The sequence below is a fragment of the Nocardia sp. NPDC051832 genome (assembly GCF_040681285.1).
In the GTDB taxonomy this organism is placed as follows: domain Bacteria; phylum Actinomycetota; class Actinomycetes; order Mycobacteriales; family Mycobacteriaceae; genus Nocardia.
On the sequence record NZ_JBFAYL010000005.1, the window covers coordinates 20146 to 43350 of the forward strand.

The following is a 23205-nucleotide window of genomic DNA, read 5'->3' on the forward strand; positions in this document are numbered from 1 at the left end:
CAACCAGTTGCCAAGGCATGACCGCCGGTACAGGATGACACCTGACTCAGATCAACTTCCAACGACCTGTAATGCCGCGACCCGCGCTGTCCGAAGGGTCAGCTCGGGTCCGCGAAGGAGCAACGGGTAGAGATCATCTCAGCGTCGGCACGCACGCATCTGCCGATGTGCGTGGACGCGGGCCAAGGACTGCGAGGCTATAACTCTGACTGGGCAGGGCTATTCGCGCCAGCCGGTCGTTGAGGCCTCGGAACCGGCGATCTGTCAGGCTCTGCAAACAGCAGAGCATGCGTTGAGCTTCACTGCCACAACCGGCCTCGTCCAGACGAACCCCCGCCGCGAGGCCCATCGCTCCCATCGAGGACAGGACTGCCAATGCGTCGATTCTGTATGCGATCAGCAGTGATTGTGACGTTGGGGTTTGCTGCCGTCAGCTGGGTCGGTGCGGGTCCTGGCGTGGCCGCCGACAGCTCCGCACTCCCGGGCGGCCCCTTCACGATCAAGAACGTGCGTAAGGGTGAATGTCTTGCAGAATTCTTTGCCTACAGGTCGGGAGCACTCGGCACCGATACGTGCGAGGGCCATGGCGGGCAGCAGTTCACTGCCGAGAGCACGAGTGACGGCCACTACGTTCTGCAGCACGTTCTGATCCACGAGCAAAAGTACGTGGACGACCTGAGCAACGGTGAAAAAGTCTGTGTGGTCTGGAGGGAAATAGACCAGGGGGTGCATGCCTACGACCTCGGTAATTGCGCTGCTGCGGCAGAATTCACTGTCGACGCGGTCAAGGGCTCCTCTGTGAAGGCGGTGGCGTTCACAGAAACCGTCTCAGGCGAGAAGGTCGTTATGAGATTGGTTGATACGCAGCTGGATCGCGCTCCCTCGGACTGGGCCGACGAGCCGGAAGGCCAGTGGGTCATCACACCGATTTCCTAGCGTCTCCGCCGCCTTCGGCGATCAACGGACGGTACACCCTCACGGCGGCCTCGTCGAAGCTACCTGCGACGAGTCTCTTTGGTAACGCTACGTGTAGGCCCGTCCGGATCACGCTCTCCCCAGAACGCACGCTCATGCCGCATATCGGTTACCCGGGGAACGCAAACTCCGCGCCGAGAAAAGCGAGGAGGCGTTCCAATCCTGCTGTCGCGGTTCCAGGGTGGCAACCCGACGATCTGTCACGACTGCCCCGCATCCCAAGCCGCGCGGTTAGGTACCGCCGTGTCGTAACCAGGCCAGGCACGCCCGCCAATTTCGCTACCGCCGCACCAGCGCTTACGGGAACTCGCGGCAGTTGCGGTAGCGGCAGCTGATCTTGTAGTGAGCGTTGGCTTTGGGACCCTGGGGACCGCGGTTGAACGTCGTCTCCAGGTTGTAGTGGGTGAATGTGTAGGTGTCGAAGCTGTTGTCGCCCACGTAGGGAAGGTTCCAGTGCATGTAGGCGTAGGGCTGGGTCGGCAAGCCGTTCTGGGCGATTTTGTAGCTGGCGTAGCCCGCGGTGCCGGTGGCTAAGCCGCTTTGGTGTGAGGACCAGCGCGCGGTGCCGCCCGGAGGCAGTTCTCGCGGCGGCAAGGAACGCCAGTCGCCGTGGTCGAGGTTGTTCCCGATCAAGGTCATCTGGAACGGAGTGTTGTTCACCAACTCGCCGCTGTATTCGATATAGGACTGGGCGAGGGCTGTGGGCGCTGCCGCCACTGAAGCTCCTAGTACCGCCGCCACCACGCAAAGCCGAGAAATGATCCGCATAGCGCCTCCTCCATCGTTCCTGCTCAGGCCGCCAACTGATCCGCGCTGGACAGCGTGGCGGCAGAGGCAGGTCGACTCAGCGGACCATCGGGGCGACAACCGACGCCGCCACCATGGGATGGTTCATACGCATCCACAGCATGACCCGTGCAGTAATGCTCGGAAAACGCATCGTCGAAGCCAAACCGGTCGAGGCACTATAGGCGAGTGCAAACGCGTTCTCCTGACTTGGCGATCCGGTGCGGGTTGGCTGCCAACCCGGTTGCGCCGGAGTCCGTGCTGATGCAATTGGCTGCCAGGTCGCATGACGACCCCGTGGCGCCGATCATCGCGCTGCTCAAACGGGATCAGCTGCCGGCGTCAGTGGCTCGCAGGGTGGCCGACGATCACCATGACGAGGTTCGTCGCCGCTTGGCTGCCCACCCCAGCACACCTGACGAGGTTCGATGCCTGCTGGCCGAAGATGCCGAGCCGGGTGTGCGGGCCGAGGTCGCGGCCTGGCCGAATGCCCTCATCGACTTCTCGCGGATCGGTCCGGTGGCGGCGCCACCGCTACCGGTCGAGGTCTACCGTGCGCTTGTCGCCGATACCTCACCGTTGGTGCGGGCGGCCTTGGGAAGGAATCACCGTGTCCCAGCGGCGATCCGCGCGGTGCTGGCCGGGGACCGCGACCCCGAGGTGCGCCGCTGCGCCGCGCTGTATCCCTTGCCGCTCAACGTGCTGCATCGGCTGATCGGCGACGCCGAACGTCGGACAGTCGGCCGGACGGCGCTGATGACAGCGGCGAGTGACATACCCGAGGCCACGATCCCGTGGCAGTTGGCCGAGTTGTTTCTTGAGGACGGCGACTACCGGGAAACGGCCGTCGCGCGGGTCACCCTGACTCCGGCGCTGTTGGAGCGGTTGTGGGCAGAGCCGGACCTGCGGGTGGCGCTCGCGCGCAATCCCGGCTTACCCGTCGCGCGGATGTGGGCCTGTCTGCGCGAGGATCACCTGCGGGTCGCGCTCACCGAAAACCCAAGCCTCCCTGCGGATCTCGTGGAAGCGCTCGTCGACACCGGCGACCCTGACGTGCACCGTGAACTCCTGCGCCGGGCCGAACTACCCGACACGCTTGCGCGCCGTTTGACCGGCGCGAGCGAGGACGACGAACCACTGCCTCTGGCGGAGTCGCTGATGCCCGAGCACGCATCCTTGGAAAGGCGTCTGTCCTACCTCGATCATGCCAACCCCGCGTTCCGGCGAGCGCTGGCTTTCTCCTTCGACTTGCCCGATGACGCGATACGGCAGTTGTCCGAAGATCCCGATTTCACCACTCGCCTGCTGATCTGTGAACGCCACACCGAGATCTCCCCACAGGCTCTGATCGGTGTCATCGATCGTTGGCACGGCCACACCCGATCAGACCTGCTTCGCCACCCCCGCCTGCCCGCCACCGCCCTACCCAGATACGCCGCCGCGGACGAACCCGGAGACCGTATTGCGATCGCTTCCCGCCCCGACCTGACACCTGATCTGGTACACCGCTTCCTGACCGACCCATCAGCAAAGGTCCGCCGCACAGCCGCCGCCAATCCGAGACTTCTCGACGATCGCCTCCACGAACTCCTCGCCGATCCCGACTCGGCCCTGCGCGAAGGCGCCGCCGCGAACCCCGCCCTGCCCAGTGACGAATTCACCCGGCTCCTCACCGACAACTGAACAAGCCTCGAACCCGGATTCATTGTCGCGGTAATCGATATAGGGTGATGGTGTGCTCGATGCAGCGGGTTATGAGCTCGGCGTCGATTGGCTCCGCCGTCACCAGAAGTCTGAAATATAGGGGTGCGGTGAGGGTTTCGAGGATCTCTCGTGCCGGCGCGTCCGCGCGTAGCGATCCTGTCGTGCAGGCGCGTTCGACTACCGGCGTGATCTGTTCGAATCGGCTGTTCCAGAAGGCTGTTCGGGCCGCGCTGAGTTCGGGGTCGGTGTCCAGCGCTGCGGCGGTGCCCAGTAGCCGGGCCATTCCTGGCCGGGTGATCAGACGGGTGATCTGCTCGAGTATCTGCCGCAGATCCTCGCGGAGGATCCCGGTGTCGGGCGGTGGATTGCCGACGGCGGCAAGCTCGTTCATCGCGTCGGCGATCAAGGCGGTTCGCGTGCCCCACCGGCGATAGATCGTGGTTTCCGATACCCCGGCGCGGGCGGCGACAGCGCCGAGTGAAAGCCCTTCGATTCCTTGATCGAGCACCTGCTGCACGGTGGCGGCGAGGACCATTTCCCGGACCCGTGTGCTGCGGCCACCGATCCGTCTACGCGGTGCCCGGTCGTCCTGCGTGGGATCGGAATTCATTGCGGCGCACCCTGTGTCGCGGCTTCGATCCAGTTCGAGAATTCGCACGCGAGGTGCCAGCGATGACCCGCGACCATGGCGGGCAGGGTCGGCAACGGGAATTCGACGGTGAGCCGTGCACGGAAGCCGGTCGCGGTGTCGCGGAATTGGTGCCGGACACCGCCGATCGCGCGGCCGTTCTGCGCCCTGGCCACCCCGGCCACCTGGTGGGGGAACAGCGCGTCGGGTGCGGTGACCAAGCTCGACACGTCGTCGTAGTCGATGAAGAACAGCGCCGCCAGCGGACTCGAACCTGTCGTCTCGAGCACTTCTTGCCCTCGGGCGCCGAACGTGGTGTCGAAATGATCCGGGCAGGCCCGCAACATCGCGGTCGGATCGTCAGCGTTGACTGCGCTGTCGAACCAGGTCACGAAATCCGCCGCGGATCCGGCCGATACTTCCAGTTCGGTGACGCTTCGCCGCCGTTGACGGCCCACCCGCGCTTGGGTGCGAGCGATGCGGTCGGCCCACTGGCTCTCGCGTGCCAGCCTCCTCCGTATCTCCGCGGATCCCAGGTCGAGCTTGGCGCGCAGCAGGGTCTCTCGCCGAGTGTCGATGTCGCCGGGTTCCGGCGCCGGCACACCGAGTTTCTTGGCCGCGGCATCGATGCGACGGTCTTCCCAGGCAAGCACCCGGTCCCGCTCGACTCGGCGGCCGCCGATCAAGGCGACGATCTCGACACTGCGCGAACCGGCCACGTCAACTCCCTTAAAGTTAGTTTTCCTACACTTAAGAGTGTAGCCGGTGTCCCACCGAGATGCTCTGGGCGCCGCACGCATCTGCCGACGACCGTGCTGTGGCGGTCAATCGATATAGAAGGTGTTGTCGACCGGCCGAAGCTCATGGGCAACATCACCGTCGTCGATGACATCCACCTTCATCTTGTCGATTTCTATTCGAAAGTCTCCTTTGGATCTAGGTTTCCAGGATGTGCGGCAGGATTTGGTCAGGTTCGAACCGTAATTCTCGGTGTTCCATCTGTCCGGGTACTTGCAGGAAGCGCGTTTTTTGCTGTCCCCGGGCAGCCGGTAGGTAAAGGCCATTTCAACATTCCGCATGCTCAGGGATGCTCTTTTCCGCAAGGTCGCATCGAGCGGGCATCCGGCCGCGTACTGCGGCGGAAGGCCGACCGACAATGAACAATTGGTGGGCCAGTCGACCTGGAACTGCACAACTGCCCGGACCTCACGCTTCGAATTCTCTTCGTAGCAGATTCTTTCGCGTGCTCGCGCCCAGCGCAGGCTGGTCTGCCATAGTTGCTCGTTGGTATAGGCGGTGCAAGAACCGGTTATCTTCTCGTCCGCGTTCGCGGTGGGAGGCAACAAGGACGCCGAACCGAATGCGAGCGCGACGGCCGCGAGCGGCACGAGGAGCCGGGAAGTTTTTGTGACCATGGCAGTAAGCGTAAAGCCGCACTATTGAGGAATCCTTCGAAGTTCCTGCAGCACTCCACAATTGAACTGAGGTAAGGTTTCCATATGCTGGCGGCAGCGAGTTGTGATCGGTTCTATTTTTGGCAGCCGTCGAGTAGTAAGCGGATGGTGAGTTGGGGGTCGTAGTTCGGGTCGTTCATCTCGGCGCCTGCGCAGATGTCGCCGATGGCGCGCATCAGTTGGTAGGCGGTGAAGTCGGTGGTCACCTCGCCTGCGCCGCGGGTTGCGGTGAGGAGGTCATCGAAGACGGGGACCAGGCGGTCCAGGAATAGGGCGTGCAGGGCGGTGATGCCGTCGGGGTCGGTGCGTAACGCGGCGGCGAGGCCGTGTTTGGTTGTCAGGAAGTCTGTGAAGAGGTCCACCCATCGACGTAGCGCCGTGAAGGGGGAGGGCGTCGTCGCGAGCAGGGCCGGGCCGGCCTCGGCGCAGGCGTCGATCTGATGGCGGTAGACGGCCGCGACAAGGTCTGCGCGCGTGGGGAAGTGCCGGTAGATCGTGCCCATACCGACCCCGGCCTGGGCCGCGATGCGACGCACCGGCGCGTCCACGCCGTCGGTGACGAATACCGCGGCCGCGGCTTCCAGCAGGGACTTTTCGTTGCGTCGGGCATCTGCGCGTTTGGCCTGGGCCGGTGACGGCTCACTCACGCGGCACTCCTCTCCTTCGACTGCGGTTGCCAAACGGAACAATGCTCCATATATTCGGAACAGTGCTCCGGTTGGGAGTCTATCGTCCTCGAAGGGATCTTCCGCATGTCCGTGCCCACTCCGATCATCAGCATCAAGCCCGTCACGCTGTCCACACCCGAGCGCGGCGTCGACCTGCAGGTCCGCCTCTCCGCGCCCATCTCGGGATCCGGCCTGCCCGTCGTCGTCCTCGCCCATGGCTTCGGTAAGTCGATGTCGTCCTACGACCCGCTCGTCGACCACTGGGCCGCCCATGGATTCGTCGTCGTCCAACCCACCTTCCTGGACTCGCGAACACTCGGCGTCACGGTCGACGATCCGCGGTACCCGGATATCTGGCGTATCCGCGTCGCCGACGTCGTCCGGGTACTCGACGCCCTCGAGCAGATCCTCGCCGCGGTTCCGGGACTCGGTGAGCGCGTGGATCTCCAGCGGATCGCCGTCGCGGGGCACTCCTGGGGCGGGCAGACCGTCGGGATGCTGCTCGGCGCTCGCGTCCTGGGCGCCGACGGGCAGCCCGGCCCCGACATGACCGACGCACGCGTGAAAGCCGGTGTGCTGCTTGCGACTGCCGGGCTGGGCGGGGATGATCTGTCGCCGTTCGCGGTGGCGAACTTCTCCTTCATGAACCCGGACTTCAGCGGTCTGGCCACACCGGTTCTGGTGGTCGCGGGCGATCACGATCAATCCCAGCTCTCGACCCGCGGACCCGACTGGTTCACCGATGTCTACACCCACAGCCCCGGCGCCGAGAGCCTGCTCACCATGTTCGGGGGCGAACACATGCTTGGCGGAATTCACGGCTACAACGCCGCCGACACCACCGATGAAAGCCCCGAACGCGTCGCCCTGATCGCCGAGGCCGCCTGGGCCTATCTGCGCAGCACCCTCGGAATCGACAGTGCCGCATGGGAAAAGCTGCAGGCCGAGCTGGCCGGAACCGCCGATCCGATCGGCCGGATCGACCACAAGTAGCGCCTGTCGCCCAAGCCCGGTTCGCCGCCGCTGCTAACGGGCAGCAGTTATCTCAGCATCGGCGACTACCGGGCGGTTGTCGAATGAGGCAGCGTGGTGGGAGGGCGGAGGCGGGCGATGGTCCGGGTGGCGAGGCCCGCGCCACGCATGAGCCATTTGAAGGCTGTTGTCGAGGGGCCCGGCACGATTCCGGCCAGTTGTACGCCGTCGAGCAGGTCGTAGAGCGTTTCGCCTTCGTGCATCAGGTGGTCGGAGTTGAAGTGATAGCGGTCCACGGCGGTGCACTGGATGAACGCGCCGTTGCCCGGGATCTCGGCGGCGTCGGCTCCGTAGGGATGCAGCTTCAACGGGCCGACGAGGTGGCCGCTTCCGTAGTAGCGCACGACCATTCGGACTTCACCGTCGGGTGTCAGGTCGATGTAGTACTGGCCGGGAATCGGGTCGTAACGCCAGTCGGGGATGGCGTCGAAGAACGCGAAGTTGTATGCCACGAATTCGTCGAGGCCGACCATGGTCGCGCCGAGTGTCGTCACGTCCTTGTAGCGCAGATCGCTGGTGTAGAGCTCGTGATTGCGGCTCATGTCCCGGGTCTGCCAGCTCCACCAGTACTTCTTCGCCCAGTCGAGGGTCCAGGCGATATCGAAGCCGTGCCCGGCATAGAACTCGATCTTCTTCTCGTATTCGTCGAACCACCTCTGCGTCATGGCGGTCAGCGCGGCTTCGTCGAGAACCTCGACCGGCTCGGCGCGGTTGGTCAGCACCGTCGGGATCGGTTGTCTCAGGCGCGGCTGTCGCAGCGCCGCGTGGAATTGCTCGTCGGTGAACATCGTGCCCTCCATCCGGAAGCAGCTGCTTCCTGATGACTGATCGTTCTTGTAAAGTGGTGCCGTGTCAAGGAGCTATGGCGGACAGACCGCCGAGGGCCGCGTCGCCGAACGACGGGCGCGCCTGATCGATGTCGGTGTCGAAATCGTTGGCACGCAAGGTGTTTCCGCCCTGGGTATGCGCTCGGTCTGCCGGGCTGCGGGGCTGAGTCAGCGGTTCTTCTACGAGAGTTTCACCGACACCGACGCGCTGCTGCACACGGTGTATCGGGCGGCGCTGTCGCGCTTGGAACAAGCGGTCGCGCCTGCGGTGGCAGCCGGTGACCTGCACGCCGTGTTCGAGGCCGCTGCTCGCCTCATGGAGACCGATCCCCGTGTCTGCCGCATCCTGCTGGTCGAGCCGGTGGCGGACGCGCGGCTGCGAGGCTATGTCCGGCAGACCATTCCGGCTATCGCACTGGCCGCACTCGGCGATCGCGTCGCCGGTTCACCCGACGATCCCACTGTCCGGATGCACTTCTCCGCGCTCTTCGGCGCTTTGATCTCGCTGTTTGTCGAGTGGACCGAAGGGAGCCTCGGCACCGATCGAGACGCCTTCGCCACCCACGTGACAACGGTCGCGACTCAACTCCTGAGCGAGATCAGCTCCGCCGGAACAAGGGGCCGATAACTGGCCGCGCACGTGCGTCGACTCGCACGCTACTGCCGCGCCCCGCGCTGTCGAGCATATTCAGATCAGCCGGCCTCGTCATGATCCGCGAACACCGCAATACCTGCAGCCGTCGGTCCGATCCGATTCAATACAGGAGACGCTCTTCCCATTCGCCGCGCCGGGCCGCATGCGGACGGTCCATCGTTTTCATTGCTTGATCTGAGCGATTATGTGTGTTGGACGCTGAGGGTGTCCGCGCCGAATACTGCAGGTAGGGATCGCGCGGAGAGGAGCAGCTGATGACCGGGTTGTTCGGTGACATCTCACCGAAGCTGAAGGGCGACAACGGAAGCTGGCTCTTGCGCCGGTTCGGGGCGACGCTGCTGGTGCTGGCAGTGATCGTCGGGCTGGGTGGTTCCAGCGGCCTGGCGTTGGTGGCCGGGGTGCTCGGGGCTGCGCTCCTGTGGGCCGGGCTGAGCGCGCCGTTCAATCGAGCAGATGTGCCAGCAACGCTCGGGCAGCCGGGTTCGAGGGTGTCTGTTCCCGGCCGGCGAGATGGATCTCGCGCTGGAATCCGGGGTGGTCGAACTCCGTGAATGGCAGCCCGGAGCGTTCGGCGACCGGCCGCGGCAGGACCGTGACGCCGAGACCCGCGGCGACCAGCTCGAACAGCAGCGGCACGTGCGTCGCTTCGCAGACCGGATTCAGCGCGACACCGGCTGCGGCGCACTCCCGTTCCAGCAGGGCTTGGATGCCGCTGCGCCGGAACACCAGGAACGGCTCGTGCTCCAACTCGGGCAGCCGGATCCGCCGCCGCTTGCCCAGCCGATGCCCGGCGGGGCAGACCAGTACGAGTTCCTGGGTCCAGTGGCTGAAGCTGATCAACCCGCCGGCCAAGGGTTCGACGCCGGCCAGGAACGACAGGTCGAGGTCACCCGCGGTAACCGCGGCGGCCAGGGCGGGGACGGTGCCGTCGCGCACATGCAGGTGGATGCCGGGGTAGTGCTGCCGGAACCGCCCGAGCTGACCCGGTAGGTCGATCACGGTCAGGGTCTGGATGGTGCCGATCGCGACGCGGCCGCGGGTGAGTTCGGAAACCGCGGCGACCTCGTCCCGGGCCGCCTCGACGTCGGCGAGGATCCGCTGGGCCAGCGGCAGCAGCGCGCGCCCGGCCTCGGTCAGCATCACGCGCCGCGTGGTGCGCTCGAACAGCGGTGCACCGAGCTCGGTTTCGAGTTTGCGGATCGAGGCACTCAACGCGGATTGCACCACATGCACGTGTGCGGCCGCCGCCGTGAAACTGCCGGCCCGCGCGACGGCGAGGAAATGCTCGACCTGCCTCAACTCCATGTGGCGATCCTGGCACGGCACCGGGCTAGCCGGGGTGGACGGCTCGATCGATACCCAGCGTGAATCGGGTTCGGTACCACCTGGCTGTCTCGCGACCGGCACCGGTTACGCCATGGCAATGTAATGGAAAATTCGCACCGCGGCGGCACGCGCCGTCGGTGAACTCATCGGCCGCGGTGCCCTTCGGGATTCGAACTAGCCCCCCGGGCCAAACCCCATCGATGCGCTCGCTGCTGACAATCGATCCGGCGGCGCGGACAGCAAAAGCACGAGCCGAATACCGGAGGGGTTCTCACGGCGTGGTGGTGATATCGGCGGACGGCCGCGCGCGGTCGAAACGCTGATGAGATGTCTATCGGGGCGTCATCGCCTGCGGCCGAACAGCTCCGCTGCGGTGTAGTCGGCGCTGGGCAACTCATCCAAGGCGGCCGCGATGCGACGCTCCTCCCACTGAAAATGGGATTCCAAGATGGCCGATAGTCCCGCAACCTCGCCGCGCACCGTTGCGAGGTTCTCGGCGTTGAGATCGGCCAGCGCGGTTGTCATTCGGGTCAGGATGTCCGCGACCAGATGGTGGTCGGCGGAGAGCTCGGTCAATACCGGTGCCAGATCTGGGAAGCGTTGTGCCAGAGCGGGAAACGCTGACTCGTCTTCGCTCGTGTGATGGTCGGTGAGAGCTTGGCAGAAGGCCAGGCAGTGCGCGCGCAGGTCACGAAGGGGGCGGATCGGGGTGTTGGCTGTGTACTCATCCAGGGCGCGGGTAACGCGGCGTAGCTCGCTACGCAACCAGTGGTGAGCGCCGATAAGTTCACGGCCCAGTGCCCGGGCACGAGGGGAATCGGTGGACATGGAGGTCTCTTTCGCGAAGGAGGGACAAACAGGAGCAGGCCCTCGCGGGTGAGAAGATGCGCGAAGGCATGGAAGGCGTTGTGACAGCGGTTATCACGCGCCCCCGAGTGAGACGCGCTCTCACCATCAGCAGGGAATGAGAAGTGGACCCATGATTGCCTCCCGAACTGCGGTGCCTCCATGCCGACGCCGTCCACCTGGCGCGCACACGCGACACCGTCACATCCTATGCGAATGGCGATCCGTCTCGTAACCGCGCGAACCGAGCGCGCCAACAGGCCGCAGAGCGCGCCGGGCGGGTGAGATCTGCTGCGGCTCAACACATTCGCGCTGGCCGAGTTGAGCCGCAGCCGCAGCTGGACCAGGAGCGCCGAGCACCGGCAAGATCACGGGGTTGCGCGGTAGATCTCGATCAATGCCTACAGTGAAGAGGTGGTCGACTCTTTTCTCGCACCGGGGTCGCGAGATGTAGCCGGCCCGGGGTGGTTTCTGTGGTGGTTGGTCATCAGCCAGAAATGGCGGATCGCACTGGGGGCAACCTTGGGCACTATCTGGATGGTGTCGCTCGCGGTGCCGCCTTATGTGTTGTCCCGTGCGATCGACGATGGACTGGTGGCCAGGGATCCGGTCGCGCTCGCACGGTGGACCGCGGCCGGGTTCGCGGTCGCCGTCGCGATCGCCGTTTCCGGCATCGCCCGGCATCGGACCATGACGAAGGTCCGCATGGACGCTGCCGATCGGGTCATCCGGGCGACGGTGCATCGCAGCGTAAATCTCGGCAACTCGCTGACGCGCACGCTGGGCGCGGGTGAGGTCACCACCATCGGCACAGCCGATATGCAGGTCATCGCGCAGTCGCTGACGATCACCGGGCCTGGTGTCGGGGCGGTGATCGCCTATCTCATGGTCGCCGTTGTGCTGCTGTCGATCTCGCCGCTGCTCGCGCTGGTCGTGCTGGCCGGGGTCCCGTTGATCATCGGCACCGTTGTGCCGCTGTTGCGCCGGATCCAGCAGCGCGGCAGGGGATATCGGGACCACCAGGGCGCATTGACCGAGCGGCTCGCCGACGTGCTCAACGGGCTCCGGGTTCTCAACGGACTGGGCGGCAAGGGGCGGTACGCGGCTCGTTTCCATCACGAGTCGCAGGCGCTCATCGCCAAGGGCGAGCGCGTCGGCGCAGTGGCCAGTTGGGTCGACGCCCTCGCCACCGGCTTGCCGATGTTGTTTCTGGCGATCGTCACGTGGCTGGCCGCCCGGATGGCGGCCACCGAGGTGATCAGCGTCGGTGATCTGGTCGCCATCTACGGCTACACTGCCATGCTGATCGTGCCGGTCGGATTCCTCATCGAGGGCGGCAGCAGCATCGCCCGCGCGCGGGTCGCGGCCGACCGGGTGGTCCGGCTGCTGCGGCTGAGCAACGAGCACGACAGTGCTGAGGTAACCGACACCGCGCCGGAATCTACTGCGGCGCTCCGGGATCCGGACTCCGGCGTGACCGTGCGGCCGGGACTGTTCACCGCACTCGCTTGCGCCGCACCGGCAGACGGGGTCGGAATCGCCGACCGCCTCGGCCGGTTCGCCCTCTCGAACACGACCTGGGGTAGCGCTCGGATCGACGCGGTGCCGCTGGACGCGGTCCGATCACGAATCCTCGTCGCCGACAACGAGGCCCACCTGTTCGCCGGGTCGGTCCGCGAGATCGTCGCGGGCCGCTGCGACTCCGACGACGGGCGGGTCCGTGCGGCGATCCATACCGCGGCCGCCGACGACATCGTCGACGCGCTGCCGCAGGGACTGGACGCCGTTGTCGGCCCCAAAGGCCACAACCTTTCCGGTGGGCAGCGGCAACGACTTCGGCTCGCCCGTGCCCTGTATGCCGCGCCCGAGGTGCTGCTCGCGGTCGAGCCCACCTCTGCGGTGGACGCACACACCGAGGCGCGGATGGTGGCCAGGCTGGCTACTGCCCGCCAAGGCACTACGACAGTTCTGGCCACTACCTCGCCGATCGTGCTGTACCGAGCGGACCTGGTGTACTACGTGGTCGACGGCCGAGTCGCCGCCAGCGGCACGCATCGGCAGTTGCTCGAAAACGAACCGGGCTACCACCGCCTGGTCACGCGCGGCGCTGGTGCCGAGGTGCTGCGATGACCACTTTGCTGCCGGTCGCAGCGGCGGCGCGCGTCCGGCGGGCCGCCTGGGAGGAAATACGCTCTGACCGAGCGCTTTTCAGCGCCGCCATGGTTGCGAACATACTCGCCGCCGGGGCCGGGCTGCTGACACCGCTCCTACTCGGGCGCATTGTCGACGCGGTCACCAGCACGCCGGGGCGCGCGGTGCTCGCCGCGGTGGATCGGCTCGCTGTGGCAATCCTGGTCGTGACGGTGGTCCAGATCGTGCTGCTCCGTTACGCGCAGTTGCTCTGTTATCGCTTCGGCGAGCGCACGGCCGCCCGAATCCGGGAGCGGTTCCTCGACCGTACGCTCGCGTTGCCGGGTGCGCTGGTCGAGCACACGAGCACCGGGGATCTGATCACCCGCGGCACCGCGGACGTCAACGCCGTCGCCATCATGCTGCGCGGCATGGCGCCACAGCTCTTCCTGGCGGCCGTTCAGCTGGTGTTCCTCATAGTCGCGGTGCTGCTGCTCGATCCGATGCTCGGCGGATTCGGACTGGGCGCGTTGGTCATCGCCGTCTTCGCACTACGTTCTTATCTGCGCCGGGCCGAGGCCGCCTACCTGCGGCAGGCCACGGTCGCTGGGCAGGTCAACGAGGTGGTCACGACCACCGCGCAGGGAGCGCGGACCGTCGAGGCATTCGGGCTGGCGCGCGTACGGATCCAGGCGGCGGACTCCGCAATCGCGGAAAGCCGGCAGGCACGATTGTCGACCCTGTGGCTGCGCACTCGGCTGTTCCCGGTAGTGGAGATCGCTTGCGCGCTACCGGTGGTCGGTGTGCTGCTGCTCGGCGGCTGGTTGCACCGCAACGACATGATCTCCCTGGGCGCCGTCGTCGCCGCCGCGCTCTACCTACAGCGGCTGATCGATCCGCTGAACTTGTTCATGATGTGGCTGGACCAGATCCAAAGCGCCACGGCCGCATTCGCCAGAATCGAGGGAATCGCCGCGGCGAGAGCGCCGCGAGTCCAGCCGGATCCCTTGCCCGTCGCCGAGCCTGCCGATGACCGAATCATCTGCGCCAACGTGCATTTCGCCTACGGAAACGGCCGCGGTGTCCTGCACGGCGTCGACCTCGATATCCGGCCTGGCGAACGGCTGGCCATCGTCGGGGCCTCCGGTGCGGGCAAATCCACCCTCGGCCGGCTACTCGCCGGGATCGAGGCCGCCGATCAGGGTTCGATCACCGTCGGCGGCGTGCCGGTCGCCGGACTCGACCCGGATCGGCTGCGCCGTCAGATCAGCCTGATCACTCAGGAACACCATGTCTTCCGCGACACCCTGCGCGAGAACCTGCGCCTGGCCGCCCCAACCGCCACCGATGTCGAGTTGGCCGCGGCGCTCGCGGCAGTCGGCGCGAGTTGGGCTACGGAGTTTCCGGGCGGTCTCGATACCGTGCTGGACGGTCGGCATCGGCTCGGTGACGCTCAGGCACAGCAACTTTCGCTGGCTCGCGTGGTACTGGCCGACCCGCACACGCTGATCCTGGACGAGGCCACCGCGATGCTCGATCCGAGCACCGCCCGCGATACCGAACGTAGCCTGGCCGCCATCCTGTCCGGCCGGACGGTCATCGCCATCGCCCATCGCCTGCAGACCGCACACGACGCCGACCGTATCGCGGTCATGGAGAACGGCCGCATCGCGGAACTGGGCACCCACACCGAACTGCTCACGCGGGACGGTAGCTATGCCGCCCTCTGGCGCACCTGGCACGGCTGACCAGGGACATCACCCTCGTACCGCCGGAGCATCAGGCCTGATCGAAGGCCAGGGCGATCGCGGCGTTGAGAACGATTCCGATACCGATACCGCCGACGGTCCATCCGAGAGCTTTGGCGCTGTTGCGGCTCAGCCATTCGTTGATTCGTCGCAGGAATGGATCGACCTGCTGGTGGGCGGCGAGGCGGGCCAGGGCCAGGGCGATGGCGGGCAGCGTCATGACGATGCAGTAGGCGGCCAGCATGATGCCGATCAGGTGCCAGGCGAGATCGGCGTGGGCGAGCAGGCTGACCGCGGCGAGGTAGGGCAGCATGGTGGCGACTTCCAGCGCGGCCGCGACGAGCGCGAGTTTCATGAGGCTTGCCGCGCTGCCGGCACCCGACATAGTCCTGGACCGCCAGAGCTGGATCTTGCCGGGACTGCCGGCGCGCTGTGCGGCCCTGGCCTCCAGTCGATAGCTCAGCGCGATGACGAGGGCGCCGAGGATCAGTTGACCGATCCGCAGCGGTACCGGCGGAATGTCGATGCTGCTCAACGCGCTCAGCGCTGCGTCCGCGCCGAGCACCAACAGGATTCCGACACCGAAGTAGAACGTCGCGACCGTTGCGAGGTAGACCGCGATTCGTCCGGCCCGCAGCCGCCCTGGAGCCAGCAACAACCAGATCGGGATCAGCAGCGTGCCGAAACTGGTGCTGTCGACGAGCGCCAGTCCGATCAACGCCGCGATAAGGGTGACAGTCATCGATTCCTCCCGGTTCGATATCTGTCCCATCGTCGTTCAGTTGATCTTGTGTCGCCGTCCTACTAAAGGTGGACCAGGGGTCGCACATTCACTGAGGTTCGTGCGAGTTCGCCGTGGCCGTTTCTCGCGTCTCGAGGGGGCCGGTCGAGCAACTCCATCGCTGACTACGTCCGGGTGAAGCCGGGGGAGGTGAGGCGGAGGTGCAAGGTTTGGGTTTGGTAGCTCAGGGTGAGTTCGAACCAGTCCGGGGTGCAGGCGGTGATATGGACGCCGCGGGTGTCGCCGGAGATCGTGATCGGCCAGTCGTGCTGTTCCCAGAACTTGGCTATCAGCGGCGCCCAGAGTCCTGGAGCGTCCGGCGCCGGGGGTTCGAGGAGGTAGCGGGCTTCGAGCCGGTCGAGTTCGTCGGTGTCGCCGCAGGGCAGGACATTCTCGCCGTTGTCGTCGCCTCGCGTACACAGGCGCAATTGGCCGCCGAGCGCGTGCAGGAGGTCGGCGATGAGCGTGCGGATGCGTTCCCGCGCAACGTGTTCGGTGAGTTCGGGGTTCCATGCAACGGCCCGCTCCACTTCGAGGAGTTCCAGCGACACATCGGTGGTGAGCGGCCGCGGTGGCAGTTCTGCGCGGAGCTGGAAGCCGTAGCTCATCAGTTCGTCGAGGGTTTCGGGGAAGTCCAGGGGTCGATCCAGCTGTCCTTCGGCTTCCCAGCCGATAGTTCCTGGCGGCAGGTCGGGGGAGACGAAGTATCGGGTCCCGCCCAGGCCCTGGGCGAGCAGCATCGCGCGGTCGCCCGGAATATCTTCGGCCGCTTGCCAGTTGCGGATCGACGCCGGCAGGCCGAGTTCGGAATAGGCGAGCATGTCCCGGGGCCGGATGGGTCCGTAGGAGACGCCGTCCAGGTCGGTGAATCCGGCGTGGATCCGGGCGAGGAATCCGCGGAGCGGGTCGGGCAACGCATACCAGTACGCCGGCTGGTCGCGGCCGAAGGTCTCCGGATCCCAGCCGATGCGAAACTCGGCGGGCTGGAACGGTTTCCGCAGCGCGTACAGCAGTACCCAGTCGCCCCGCAACAGGCAGATCCGCACATCCTCGAGGCATTCGGCCAGCACGAGACCGAAGCGCGGCAGCATTTCGGTGAGCCCGTCGACCTGCCACAGGGCCGTCGTGGCGGCGCATCGGTCGGCCGCGTCCCGGCCCGCGGCGATGCGGGACCACCGCGTCGGCACGTGCGCCGCCGGTGCCGAGCCCGGTTCGACGAGCAAGGCGGCGCCAGAGCCGAACTCGGCGACGACCCGAGCGAAATCCGTGGTATCCACGGCACTATCGAACCGCATTGCCGCAGGCGTCGCGACCGGAGCCGGCTCCGCCCTGCGGGAAGTGGGGCGGCCCATCTGGGCCACCCCACTTCCCGGTGCCTGCGTTTCAGCTCTTCGAGAGCTATCTCGGTTCACACCCGAGGTTCGTCACCGTGCCTGGTGTGCACGGTGGCAAGGGGACGGCCGAGCCGGTTTGGGTAGCGTCGACAATCGCTCGCGTGATGTCGGTCAGCGGGTCGGCGGCGGCAGTCGAGGACGCCGTCGCCATGAGAGCGAGGCTTGCGCCGGCGGCGAGGAGTGCTTTCGTGACAAGGCTTGATGCGTGGTTCATTTCAACTCCGTCTGGTGGTGGTGGTCACGACTCGTAGCTCAATACCGCGCGTGCGGCAGACCCCACAGATCCACCGAGTTGAACCGTCCCTTGCGGCACGTGGCATCTACGTATTGGCCGGTGGCCATGGCGGCCAGGCGGGCGTTCTCACATTTGTCGCCTGCGCCCTTGACCCCGATCCAATCATCGATGAGCACCCAGCCCGCGCCGGGCGAGTCCGCGTTGGCCGCGCCCGCCGCAGCGGAAACTCCGGTCGCGGCAGCCGCGCCCAGAAGTACTACGGCGAGCGTCGTCCTGACAGTGATCATGTGTCCGAACCTCCTGTATCGCGCCGCGTTCGCAGCGCGAAATAGAGAAGCCCTTCCGAGGCAGGGCGGTTCGCCGCTACTGGCAGAAATCGATCCGCGCCGGTCAGTGGCCGTAGAGCATCGCGGCGGTCCAGTCCCATGCTCGGGGATTCGCCGGGAGGCCGCGGTGGGTCGTCGGCGGCGCGGTCGGAAAGAGATCCTCGAAAAAGAGGTTGGTGACACCGGGTTCGCTGATGAACGACGCGGCGCCGGCGGGAGTGTTCACCGTGTCGTTGCGGGTAGCCATGACGAAATAGCGGATACCCGGCACCGTGATACCCCCGGCGGACACCCGCCGGATGACATCGGATCCTTCGAGACAGTCCAGCCAGCCGGGCGCCTGCGTGATTTCCGCGATCGCCGGCAGAACCGGGCTACCCGACAGAAGCGGCGCCAGCCCTGGATCAGGTAGGCGTGGGTCCGGGAGATTCTCGTTGATCAGCGCCAGGGGGCTGTTTACCCGCGACCCGTGCGTCACGGGAGCAAAGGAGACGATGGCGCCTACATTGGCTGCTCCGCCAAGGACTTTCGTGTAATAGTTGCCGACCAGAGCACCCTCGGAATGGGCCACAAGATCCACTTGGGTGGCTCCGGTCTCGTTCTTGATGGACTCGATGTAATCGGCGAGCTGATCGGCGGACGCCGAGATCGGCGCAGCCCCGGTCAGGCCATTCACAACGCCGTAGAAAATGCCATACACGCACGCGCCGGCCGCCAGCATGGTTCGAACGAACCCGTCGTCGGCGATGTCCTCCTCGTCCACGGCCCGCGCCCGGCCGCCGCCACCCGGCAAGATCACGATCGGGTTCGGGCGCTGCGCGGACCGCTGACAGTCGCGTTGCGCCGCGTAAGTCAGTGAAGTCGGAACACCTTCGGCGGCAGCCGGATTCGCGATGCCGATGATCGCTGTGACCACCGCTGTGATCGCCCATCGTGACGGTCTCATGTTCTCCCCCTCGGACCCGTGGCACGCCCTCTCGGGGCAGACTATCAACACGGGCGAACCGGTCCTGGCGCTAACGCTTCTCTGCTGAGTAGTGCTGACGTTGGTTCGATGAAGGGCGGCTCCGTGGTGATGACAGGTTTTCGCGAGGGTGACCAGGCTCTGCGGCGGTGGCTCGGCGGGCCGATCAACAATGCGCCGCCGACGCAGCGTGCCGCGGTCTTCGAGTATGTCTTGGGGGTTGGTCTGGCCGAGGCGTCGGCGTATGCCGCGCAGAAGGCGTATTACGTGCTAGGCGACCTCGATGCCGACATGCGCCACACCTATGAGGACATAGCGCAGGACGTCATCCTGAGTCTGACCGAGAAGCTACCTGTCGAGCGGATCCAGCATTGGCGGGGTCTCATCCTGCGGTATGTGACGTTCCGGGTGCTGCACGAGCGGCGTCGGCGACTGGCCGGCAAACGCCACCCCGGGGATCGGGTCGAATACGACGACGCCCTCACACATTTGAGTGCGATCAGTGTGGCGGACGACGACTACGAGCGGCTGGTTATGCGTGAACAGCTGCGTGCCGCTCTCGAAGCGGTGCCCGACCCCGAGATCCGCGCTGTTCTACAAGCGACATTCGTCATCCTGCCAGGCGCCGAGGGTTGCGATGTTCGCACGACTGCCGAGGTGGCCAAGCTGCTGGAGATGAGTCAGCCGAAGGTGAAACGCCTACGCGCGGCGGGGGTTCCGATACTGCGCGGGCTACTCGAAGAAAGGATGAACAAATGAAAGAGGAATGGCCGATCGACATCGACGCGCTCCTGCAGCCACTTCTCGAAGCGGACCCGCCGTCGTTCGAAGACGCCGGAGGGCGTATCGCCCAGCGGATCCAGCGCCAGTGGGAGGACGAAGATGCGGTGATCCCACTAGACCGGGCACGGCGGCTGCAGGTGCCGGCCTGGACGACCGAGACTCGCGCTGCCGCGACGACCGCGGGACCGTTGCAACGGATCACCGACAGTGAATTCGGAATAGAGTTCGTTCGCGCCACCGTCGACGGCAGGCACACCCGGATCACGGTCACCGCGCTGGGGCAAGCTGTTCAGTCCGGAGATGTCGTGCGCATACGTGTCGGGGACAGCACAGGCCGTGCCGAGCTTCTCGTGGTGCTATACGACCTGGACGAACATGTCACCGGGCAGATCATCACACCGGCGGTGGCGATGTCGGACGAGCTGGAGATCACGATCAACCGACAGGAGACGCTCGGCGACGACCTCGCCGACGCGGTGACCGAGGCGGTGCGCTGCTCGCCGACCGCCGGCCGCAACGCATGGCGCAGAATCGCCAAGCAGCTGCCCGCGGATCACCCGATCCGCGTGGCGGTGATCGACGGCTTGCGCTGACGGCAAGGACAGCGGATGACATCGAATGGGTCTCGGCCTGACCGCGACTGGATGGCCGAACTGACCGGCGCACCACAACGCTGGATGGCGATGTGCCGCACGGCGGTTCGGGATGGGGCCGAGGCGTCTCAGCAGTTGCTCGGCGACACCGATCATTTGCGCGCCCTGGGCCGCGAGTCGCTGGCCACGTGGATTCGTGGATCGCGCGAGGACGCGCTGCTCGAAGAGGACGAACAAGTCGGTGCCGCGGACGGGCGAATCGGCGCCGATCTGTCCGCGGCCCGGGCGGTTGGTGCACTCGCGCAGGCGATTACCGGTGCGATGGCTGCTGAACCCGCATGCGCTGCTTTGTTGGCGCACGCGGGCCGGGCAGGTCTGCACTCGCCCGGTACGCAGCTCATGCCCGCTCACGAGGTACCCGGGAATCGGCACCTGCGCGAGATCATTCTGCATCTGCTCCGATGTGGCTCGGAGCCCGCACGCGGCTTCGGGGTGCTGCTTGCCCTGGAGTTGGCCGACCAGCGTCCGCCGACGCGGCGGGTGTCCAGAATTCCGGTCTTGTTCGCCACGTTCGACCGTGGTGGTTTGCAGGGCGAGGTCGGCACGCTGGTTCTCCAGCAGCTCGATCGCGGGCCTTCGGGACTACACCCCGACCCGGCATGGATGGCGTTCCTGCAAGCCGACGAGGAGTTCACCGACAGCCTGGCCGCCGCTTGGGAGACATCGCGGCTGGCGGCTACCGACGCGTGCGTCGTGTGGTCGATCCGAGTCGACCGCGGAGCACCCGCCAACCGGATCTCCGGCGGTTCGGTAGCAGCCGCCCTGGCCGTCGCGCTGGACGATCTGGCGCCGCGCTATCGACGATTCCGGCACCTGCGTCCCCGGCGCTTGGATCCCCGATGTGCAGTCACCGCGGGTCTGGCAGGCCACGATTTGACCCGGGTTGCGGGATACCCCGACAAACTGCAAGCGGCGCAGCAGCATTCGCTGCACGTCGTCGTCGCCACGGAAGGATACGACGCAGCCGCCGGGCACGCGCCGCCGGGCTGGTCCCAGCAGATCAGAGCCGCGGGCACCGTCAGCGAGGCGATTCGGCAGTCTCGCACCAAATTCAACTCCCGGCTCTGGGCGGTAGCGCTCGCGGTGTTGCTTGTGCTGGGCGGGATCGGCGCGACGGCAGCGGAATTCGCGCAACTGCGCACCACTATGGCGCGTGAACAGGCGCAGGCGCGCTCGCAGTTGGCTGCCGGAGTCGCCGACAGTCTGCGTGCCTTCGACCCCGCGGTCGCCCAGCAGATCGGTTTAGGGGCGTGGCGCGCCTACGACACCGTGGAAGCGCGTAGCGCGGTGCTGAATTCCAGCGCTGTTCTGACACCTTTGCGCGTGCTTCCCGAAGACGGTGATACCGCACGCGTATCGCCGATGTATCAGGGATCCCGAATGGCTGCCTCCGCGGACGGCGCGCTGCTGGCGACGATGGGGACCGAGGGGAATGTCCAGCTGATCCGGTCCACAGCGGGGCACGCGCAACGGTTCCCGCGATTCGATTCGCGCAACGGCCAGGTGCGCGGCATCGCGCTGGGGCGGCAAGGGCGATGGTTGGCAACCGCCGGTGAGAGCGGTGCGACACTATGGGACGTCGCCGATCCCTCCGCGGCGATCCGGGTCGCGGATCTTCCACTGGGGCAATATAAGCCGTGGTCGATCGCGCTGAGCCCGGACGATCGGCACCTGGCCATCGCAACACAGACCGGGACCGTGCTGATCTGGGACATCGGCACCCCCGCGCTGCCGATACCGCTGCCCTCGATCACGTTGCCCGGCACAGCCCAGGTGATCGTGACCGCCAGTGACCGATACCTGGCTACGGTCAGCACGGGCCGCGAAGCCGAGGTCGGCGTGACGACGACGGTCACGCTGTGGACATGGGACGTGCGCCCGGCGGTCACCCAGACGCTCGACCGTGTCGTCGGGCATGCCGCCGCCTTCAGCGACGACGGCACAACACTCGCCGTCGCCGCGGAATTCGACGGGATCCGGCGGTGGCGTCTCGGACCCGAACCCTCCGACATGGCGGCACTACCGTCGATACCTACTGCCGGCGCCGCCTTCGACGTGACGTTCAGTGGTGACGGTCGCTATTTCGCCGCGGTCGGGCTCGATCAACAGGCCCGAGTGTGGGCCGCCGATACCGGCCAACAATTGGTGGCCGCACCCTCCCCCCTCGGCGTGCAGGTTCGGCTCAGCGGTGACGGTCGCTCCCTGGTGACCAACGGATTGGATCACACGGTGCGTGTGTTCGATTTGTCTCGGACGCTGATGCGTACCCCGCTGCAGACGATCACCCGGCTTCCGGGCGATGGCGCACCCACCGCCTCGGCAGACCTGCTCGCACGAATTCAGCGGTTGCCGATCACCTGGCGTCTGGGGCAAGTCGATCCGCAATCACTCTCGGTGATCGCGGTGTCGCCCGACGGCGCCCGGGCCGCGACGATCGACTCCGGCGGCGTGCAGGTGTGGAACATCGAAGATCCGCTCGCCCCCACGCGGTTCGGGCCACCGGTCATGGGATTTCTCGGACTTAGATGGGGGGCAATAGCATTCAGCCCGGACGGCCGCCTCGCAATCGGTGACACGCTCGGGACATCAGTCAAATTGTTCGACGTCACTTCTGAAGATCGACCGAAACTGAGCTCCTCGGTCAGTGTCGCCGGCAGCCCGATTTCGGCCATCGGATTCAACAAGGACGGAACGCTTCTCGCCGTCGGCGCCGTTGCGGCCGGCACAGTCAGCGTGTTCGACATCAAGGGCTCGGGCGCCCCTCGCGTGGTCCTGGATCTGCCCGACGTGAAAGTTTCCAAGGTAGGGAAACTCACCCTCGCCATCGACGCACACCGGACACTCGCCGTGGGTACGGGCCCCGCGATCTACCTTTACGACCTGAATGGTGGTGCTGGGCAGGAGCCAACCATGACCGGTTCCGGTGCGAGTCTGTCTGGGGTCACGTCGCTGGCGTTCAACCACGAAGGCACCCGCCTCGCCGTCGCCTTGCCGAATATCGGTGCGATCCAAGTGTGGGACACCACCGATCCGCGGCAACCGCGGGTATTCGCGAACCTTGCCAATGGGCGACCCCGCGGCAAGATAACGTTCGTCGAGTTCGCCGACCGCGGGCAGACGCTGATTCAAACCACCATGGACGGGGCAGTGGAGCAGTGGGACGTCGACCCCGCTGCTCAGCAACGACGTATCTGTGCCAGCGGCACCGCACTTATCGACGCCGCCGAGTGGTCGGCCAAGCTGCCCGGCACCCTGTACCTCGATCCCTGCGGGGGTTAGGTATGTGAGCG

The 23205-nt window shown here is 66.1% G+C and carries 21 protein-coding genes; 9 read left to right on the plus strand and 12 right to left on the minus strand.

Translation table 11 applies throughout. The annotated features are described in order from the left end of the window. The first annotated feature begins 402 nt into the window (after nucleotides 1-402). Entirely contained in the window at nucleotides 403-936 is a 534-nt protein-coding gene (locus AB0M14_RS29720) for a hypothetical protein (RefSeq protein WP_365000594.1), read from the plus strand. A 336-nt stretch (nucleotides 937-1272) separates the two neighbouring features. Here the strand turns inward: AB0M14_RS29720 and AB0M14_RS29725 are convergent, their stop codons facing one another. Beyond that, on the minus strand, nucleotides 1273-1692 hold the full coding sequence (locus tag AB0M14_RS29725) for a hypothetical protein (RefSeq protein WP_365000597.1): 420 nt from the start codon (nucleotides 1690-1692) through the stop codon (nucleotides 1273-1275). A 333-nt stretch (nucleotides 1693-2025) separates the two neighbouring features. Here AB0M14_RS29725 and AB0M14_RS29730 point away from each other — a divergent pair, with 333 nt between their 5' ends. Continuing rightward, nucleotides 2026-3444: a hypothetical protein gene (locus AB0M14_RS29730; RefSeq protein ID WP_365000600.1), complete on the plus strand. Its 1419-nt coding sequence runs from the start codon at nucleotides 2026-2028 to the stop codon at nucleotides 3442-3444. Nucleotides 3445-3463: 19 nt separating this feature from the next. Here the strand turns inward: AB0M14_RS29730 and AB0M14_RS29735 are convergent, their stop codons facing one another. From AB0M14_RS29735 to AB0M14_RS29750, 4 genes are all read right to left on the minus strand, one after another. Then, nucleotides 3464-4075: a TetR/AcrR family transcriptional regulator gene (locus AB0M14_RS29735; protein WP_365000603.1), complete on the minus strand. Its 612-nt coding sequence runs from the start codon at nucleotides 4073-4075 to the stop codon at nucleotides 3464-3466. Next, a complete protein-coding gene (locus AB0M14_RS29740; protein WP_365000606.1) occupies nucleotides 4072-4812 on the minus strand; it encodes a hypothetical protein in 741 nt (246 codons plus the stop codon). The genes AB0M14_RS29735 and AB0M14_RS29740 overlap by 4 nt, the downstream gene beginning before the upstream one ends. A gap of 105 nt (nucleotides 4813-4917) precedes the next feature. After that, nucleotides 4918-5508 (minus strand): hypothetical protein, encoded by a 591-nt coding sequence (locus AB0M14_RS29745; RefSeq protein ID WP_365000608.1) that lies wholly within the window; start codon nucleotides 5506-5508, stop codon nucleotides 4918-4920. 113 nt (nucleotides 5509-5621) lie between these two features. Continuing rightward, nucleotides 5622-6194, minus strand: coding sequence for a helix-turn-helix domain-containing protein (locus tag AB0M14_RS29750; protein WP_365000610.1), 573 nt, complete (start codon nucleotides 6192-6194; stop codon nucleotides 5622-5624). A 105-nt stretch (nucleotides 6195-6299) separates the two neighbouring features. On the opposite strand from AB0M14_RS29750, the gene AB0M14_RS29755 reads away from it, so the two are divergent. Next, on the plus strand, nucleotides 6300-7208 hold the full coding sequence (locus tag AB0M14_RS29755) for an alpha/beta fold hydrolase (protein WP_365000613.1): 909 nt from the start codon (nucleotides 6300-6302) through the stop codon (nucleotides 7206-7208). Between the two features lie 65 nt (nucleotides 7209-7273). Here AB0M14_RS29755 and AB0M14_RS29760 read toward each other — a convergent pair whose 3' ends face one another. Further along, a complete protein-coding gene (locus tag AB0M14_RS29760; RefSeq protein ID WP_365000616.1) occupies nucleotides 7274-8035 on the minus strand; it encodes a nuclear transport factor 2 family protein in 762 nt (253 codons plus the stop codon). Nucleotides 8036-8096: 61 nt separating this feature from the next. Here AB0M14_RS29760 and AB0M14_RS29765 point away from each other — a divergent pair, with 61 nt between their 5' ends. Next, nucleotides 8097-8702: a TetR family transcriptional regulator gene (locus AB0M14_RS29765; protein WP_365000619.1), complete on the plus strand. Its 606-nt coding sequence runs from the start codon at nucleotides 8097-8099 to the stop codon at nucleotides 8700-8702. Between the two features lie 468 nt (nucleotides 8703-9170). On the opposite strand, the gene AB0M14_RS29770 is transcribed toward AB0M14_RS29765, so the two are convergent. Both AB0M14_RS29770 and AB0M14_RS29775 read right to left on the minus strand, forming a co-directional pair. Further along, nucleotides 9171-10034, minus strand: coding sequence for a LysR family transcriptional regulator (locus AB0M14_RS29770; protein WP_365000622.1), 864 nt, complete (start codon nucleotides 10032-10034; stop codon nucleotides 9171-9173). Between the two features lie 363 nt (nucleotides 10035-10397). Next, complete coding sequence (locus AB0M14_RS29775; RefSeq protein WP_365000625.1) at nucleotides 10398-10883, minus strand: hemerythrin domain-containing protein; 486 nt, start codon at nucleotides 10881-10883, stop codon at nucleotides 10398-10400. A 540-nt stretch (nucleotides 10884-11423) separates the two neighbouring features. Between AB0M14_RS29775 and AB0M14_RS29780 the strand changes: the two genes are divergently transcribed. Both AB0M14_RS29780 and AB0M14_RS29785 read left to right on the plus strand, forming a co-directional pair. Continuing rightward, nucleotides 11424-13031 carry an ABC transporter ATP-binding protein gene (locus AB0M14_RS29780; RefSeq protein ID WP_365000628.1) on the plus strand — a complete coding sequence of 536 codons (1608 nt, stop codon included), beginning with the start codon at nucleotides 11424-11426 and terminating at the stop codon, nucleotides 13029-13031. Further along, nucleotides 13028-14779: an ABC transporter ATP-binding protein gene (locus tag AB0M14_RS29785; RefSeq protein WP_365000631.1), complete on the plus strand. Its 1752-nt coding sequence runs from the start codon at nucleotides 13028-13030 to the stop codon at nucleotides 14777-14779. The genes AB0M14_RS29780 and AB0M14_RS29785 overlap by 4 nt, the downstream gene beginning before the upstream one ends. 31 nt (nucleotides 14780-14810) lie before the next feature. Here the strand turns inward: AB0M14_RS29785 and AB0M14_RS29790 are convergent, their stop codons facing one another. The 4 genes from AB0M14_RS29790 to AB0M14_RS29805 all read right to left on the minus strand — a co-directional run bounded on the left by AB0M14_RS29790 (nucleotide 14811) and on the right by AB0M14_RS29805 (nucleotide 18431). Next, nucleotides 14811-15521 (minus strand): GAP family protein, encoded by a 711-nt coding sequence (locus AB0M14_RS29790; RefSeq protein ID WP_365000633.1) that lies wholly within the window; start codon nucleotides 15519-15521, stop codon nucleotides 14811-14813. Between the two features lie 164 nt (nucleotides 15522-15685). Beyond that, nucleotides 15686-16837, minus strand: a complete 1152-nt coding sequence (locus AB0M14_RS29795; RefSeq protein WP_365000636.1) for a hypothetical protein — start codon at nucleotides 16835-16837, stop codon at nucleotides 15686-15688. 369 nt (nucleotides 16838-17206) lie between these two features. Continuing rightward, complete coding sequence (locus AB0M14_RS29800) at nucleotides 17207-17476, minus strand: hypothetical protein (RefSeq protein WP_365000638.1); 270 nt, start codon at nucleotides 17474-17476, stop codon at nucleotides 17207-17209. Nucleotides 17477-17579: 103 nt separating this feature from the next. Further along, nucleotides 17580-18431, minus strand: a complete 852-nt coding sequence (locus AB0M14_RS29805) for a hypothetical protein (protein ID WP_365000641.1) — start codon at nucleotides 18429-18431, stop codon at nucleotides 17580-17582. Between the two features lie 138 nt (nucleotides 18432-18569). On the opposite strand from AB0M14_RS29805, the gene AB0M14_RS29810 reads away from it, so the two are divergent. The 3 genes from AB0M14_RS29810 to AB0M14_RS29820 are packed head-to-tail and all read left to right on the plus strand — an operon-like array spanning nucleotide 18570 to nucleotide 23194. Then, nucleotides 18570-19238 carry a hypothetical protein gene (locus AB0M14_RS29810; RefSeq protein WP_365000644.1) on the plus strand — a complete coding sequence of 223 codons (669 nt, stop codon included), beginning with the start codon at nucleotides 18570-18572 and terminating at the stop codon, nucleotides 19236-19238. Then, complete coding sequence (locus AB0M14_RS29815; RefSeq protein WP_365000647.1) at nucleotides 19235-19855, plus strand: hypothetical protein; 621 nt, start codon at nucleotides 19235-19237, stop codon at nucleotides 19853-19855. The genes AB0M14_RS29810 and AB0M14_RS29815 overlap by 4 nt, the downstream gene beginning before the upstream one ends. Before the next feature lie 15 nt (nucleotides 19856-19870). After that, complete coding sequence (locus tag AB0M14_RS29820; protein ID WP_365000650.1) at nucleotides 19871-23194, plus strand: WD40 repeat domain-containing protein; 3324 nt, start codon at nucleotides 19871-19873, stop codon at nucleotides 23192-23194. The last annotated feature ends 11 nt before the right edge of the window (nucleotides 23195-23205 follow it).

Coding starts and splice junctions, on each gene's coding strand:
- AB0M14_RS29730 (WP_365000600.1), top strand. CDS start 2,026: ATGCAATTGGCTGCCAGGTCGCATGACGACCCCGTGGCGCCGATCATC.
- AB0M14_RS29735 (WP_365000603.1), bottom strand. CDS start 4,075: ATGAATTCCGATCCCACGCAGGACGACCGGGCACCGCGTAGACGGATC.
- AB0M14_RS29745 (WP_365000608.1), bottom strand. CDS start 5,508: ATGGTCACAAAAACTTCCCGGCTCCTCGTGCCGCTCGCGGCCGTCGCG.
- AB0M14_RS29755 (WP_365000613.1), top strand. CDS start 6,300: ATGTCCGTGCCCACTCCGATCATCAGCATCAAGCCCGTCACGCTGTCC.
- AB0M14_RS29760 (WP_365000616.1), bottom strand. CDS start 8,035: ATGTTCACCGACGAGCAATTCCACGCGGCGCTGCGACAGCCGCGCCTG.
- AB0M14_RS29770 (WP_365000622.1), bottom strand. CDS start 10,034: ATGGAGTTGAGGCAGGTCGAGCATTTCCTCGCCGTCGCGCGGGCCGGC.
- AB0M14_RS29775 (WP_365000625.1), bottom strand. CDS start 10,883: ATGTCCACCGATTCCCCTCGTGCCCGGGCACTGGGCCGTGAACTTATC.
- AB0M14_RS29785 (WP_365000631.1), top strand. CDS start 13,028: ATGACCACTTTGCTGCCGGTCGCAGCGGCGGCGCGCGTCCGGCGGGCC.
- AB0M14_RS29790 (WP_365000633.1), bottom strand. CDS start 15,521: ATGACTGTCACCCTTATCGCGGCGTTGATCGGACTGGCGCTCGTCGAC.
- AB0M14_RS29800 (WP_365000638.1), bottom strand. CDS start 17,476: ATGATCACTGTCAGGACGACGCTCGCCGTAGTACTTCTGGGCGCGGCT.
- AB0M14_RS29810 (WP_365000644.1), top strand. CDS start 18,570: ATGAAGGGCGGCTCCGTGGTGATGACAGGTTTTCGCGAGGGTGACCAG.
- AB0M14_RS29815 (WP_365000647.1), top strand. CDS start 19,235: ATGAAAGAGGAATGGCCGATCGACATCGACGCGCTCCTGCAGCCACTT.
- AB0M14_RS29820 (WP_365000650.1), top strand. CDS start 19,871: ATGACATCGAATGGGTCTCGGCCTGACCGCGACTGGATGGCCGAACTG.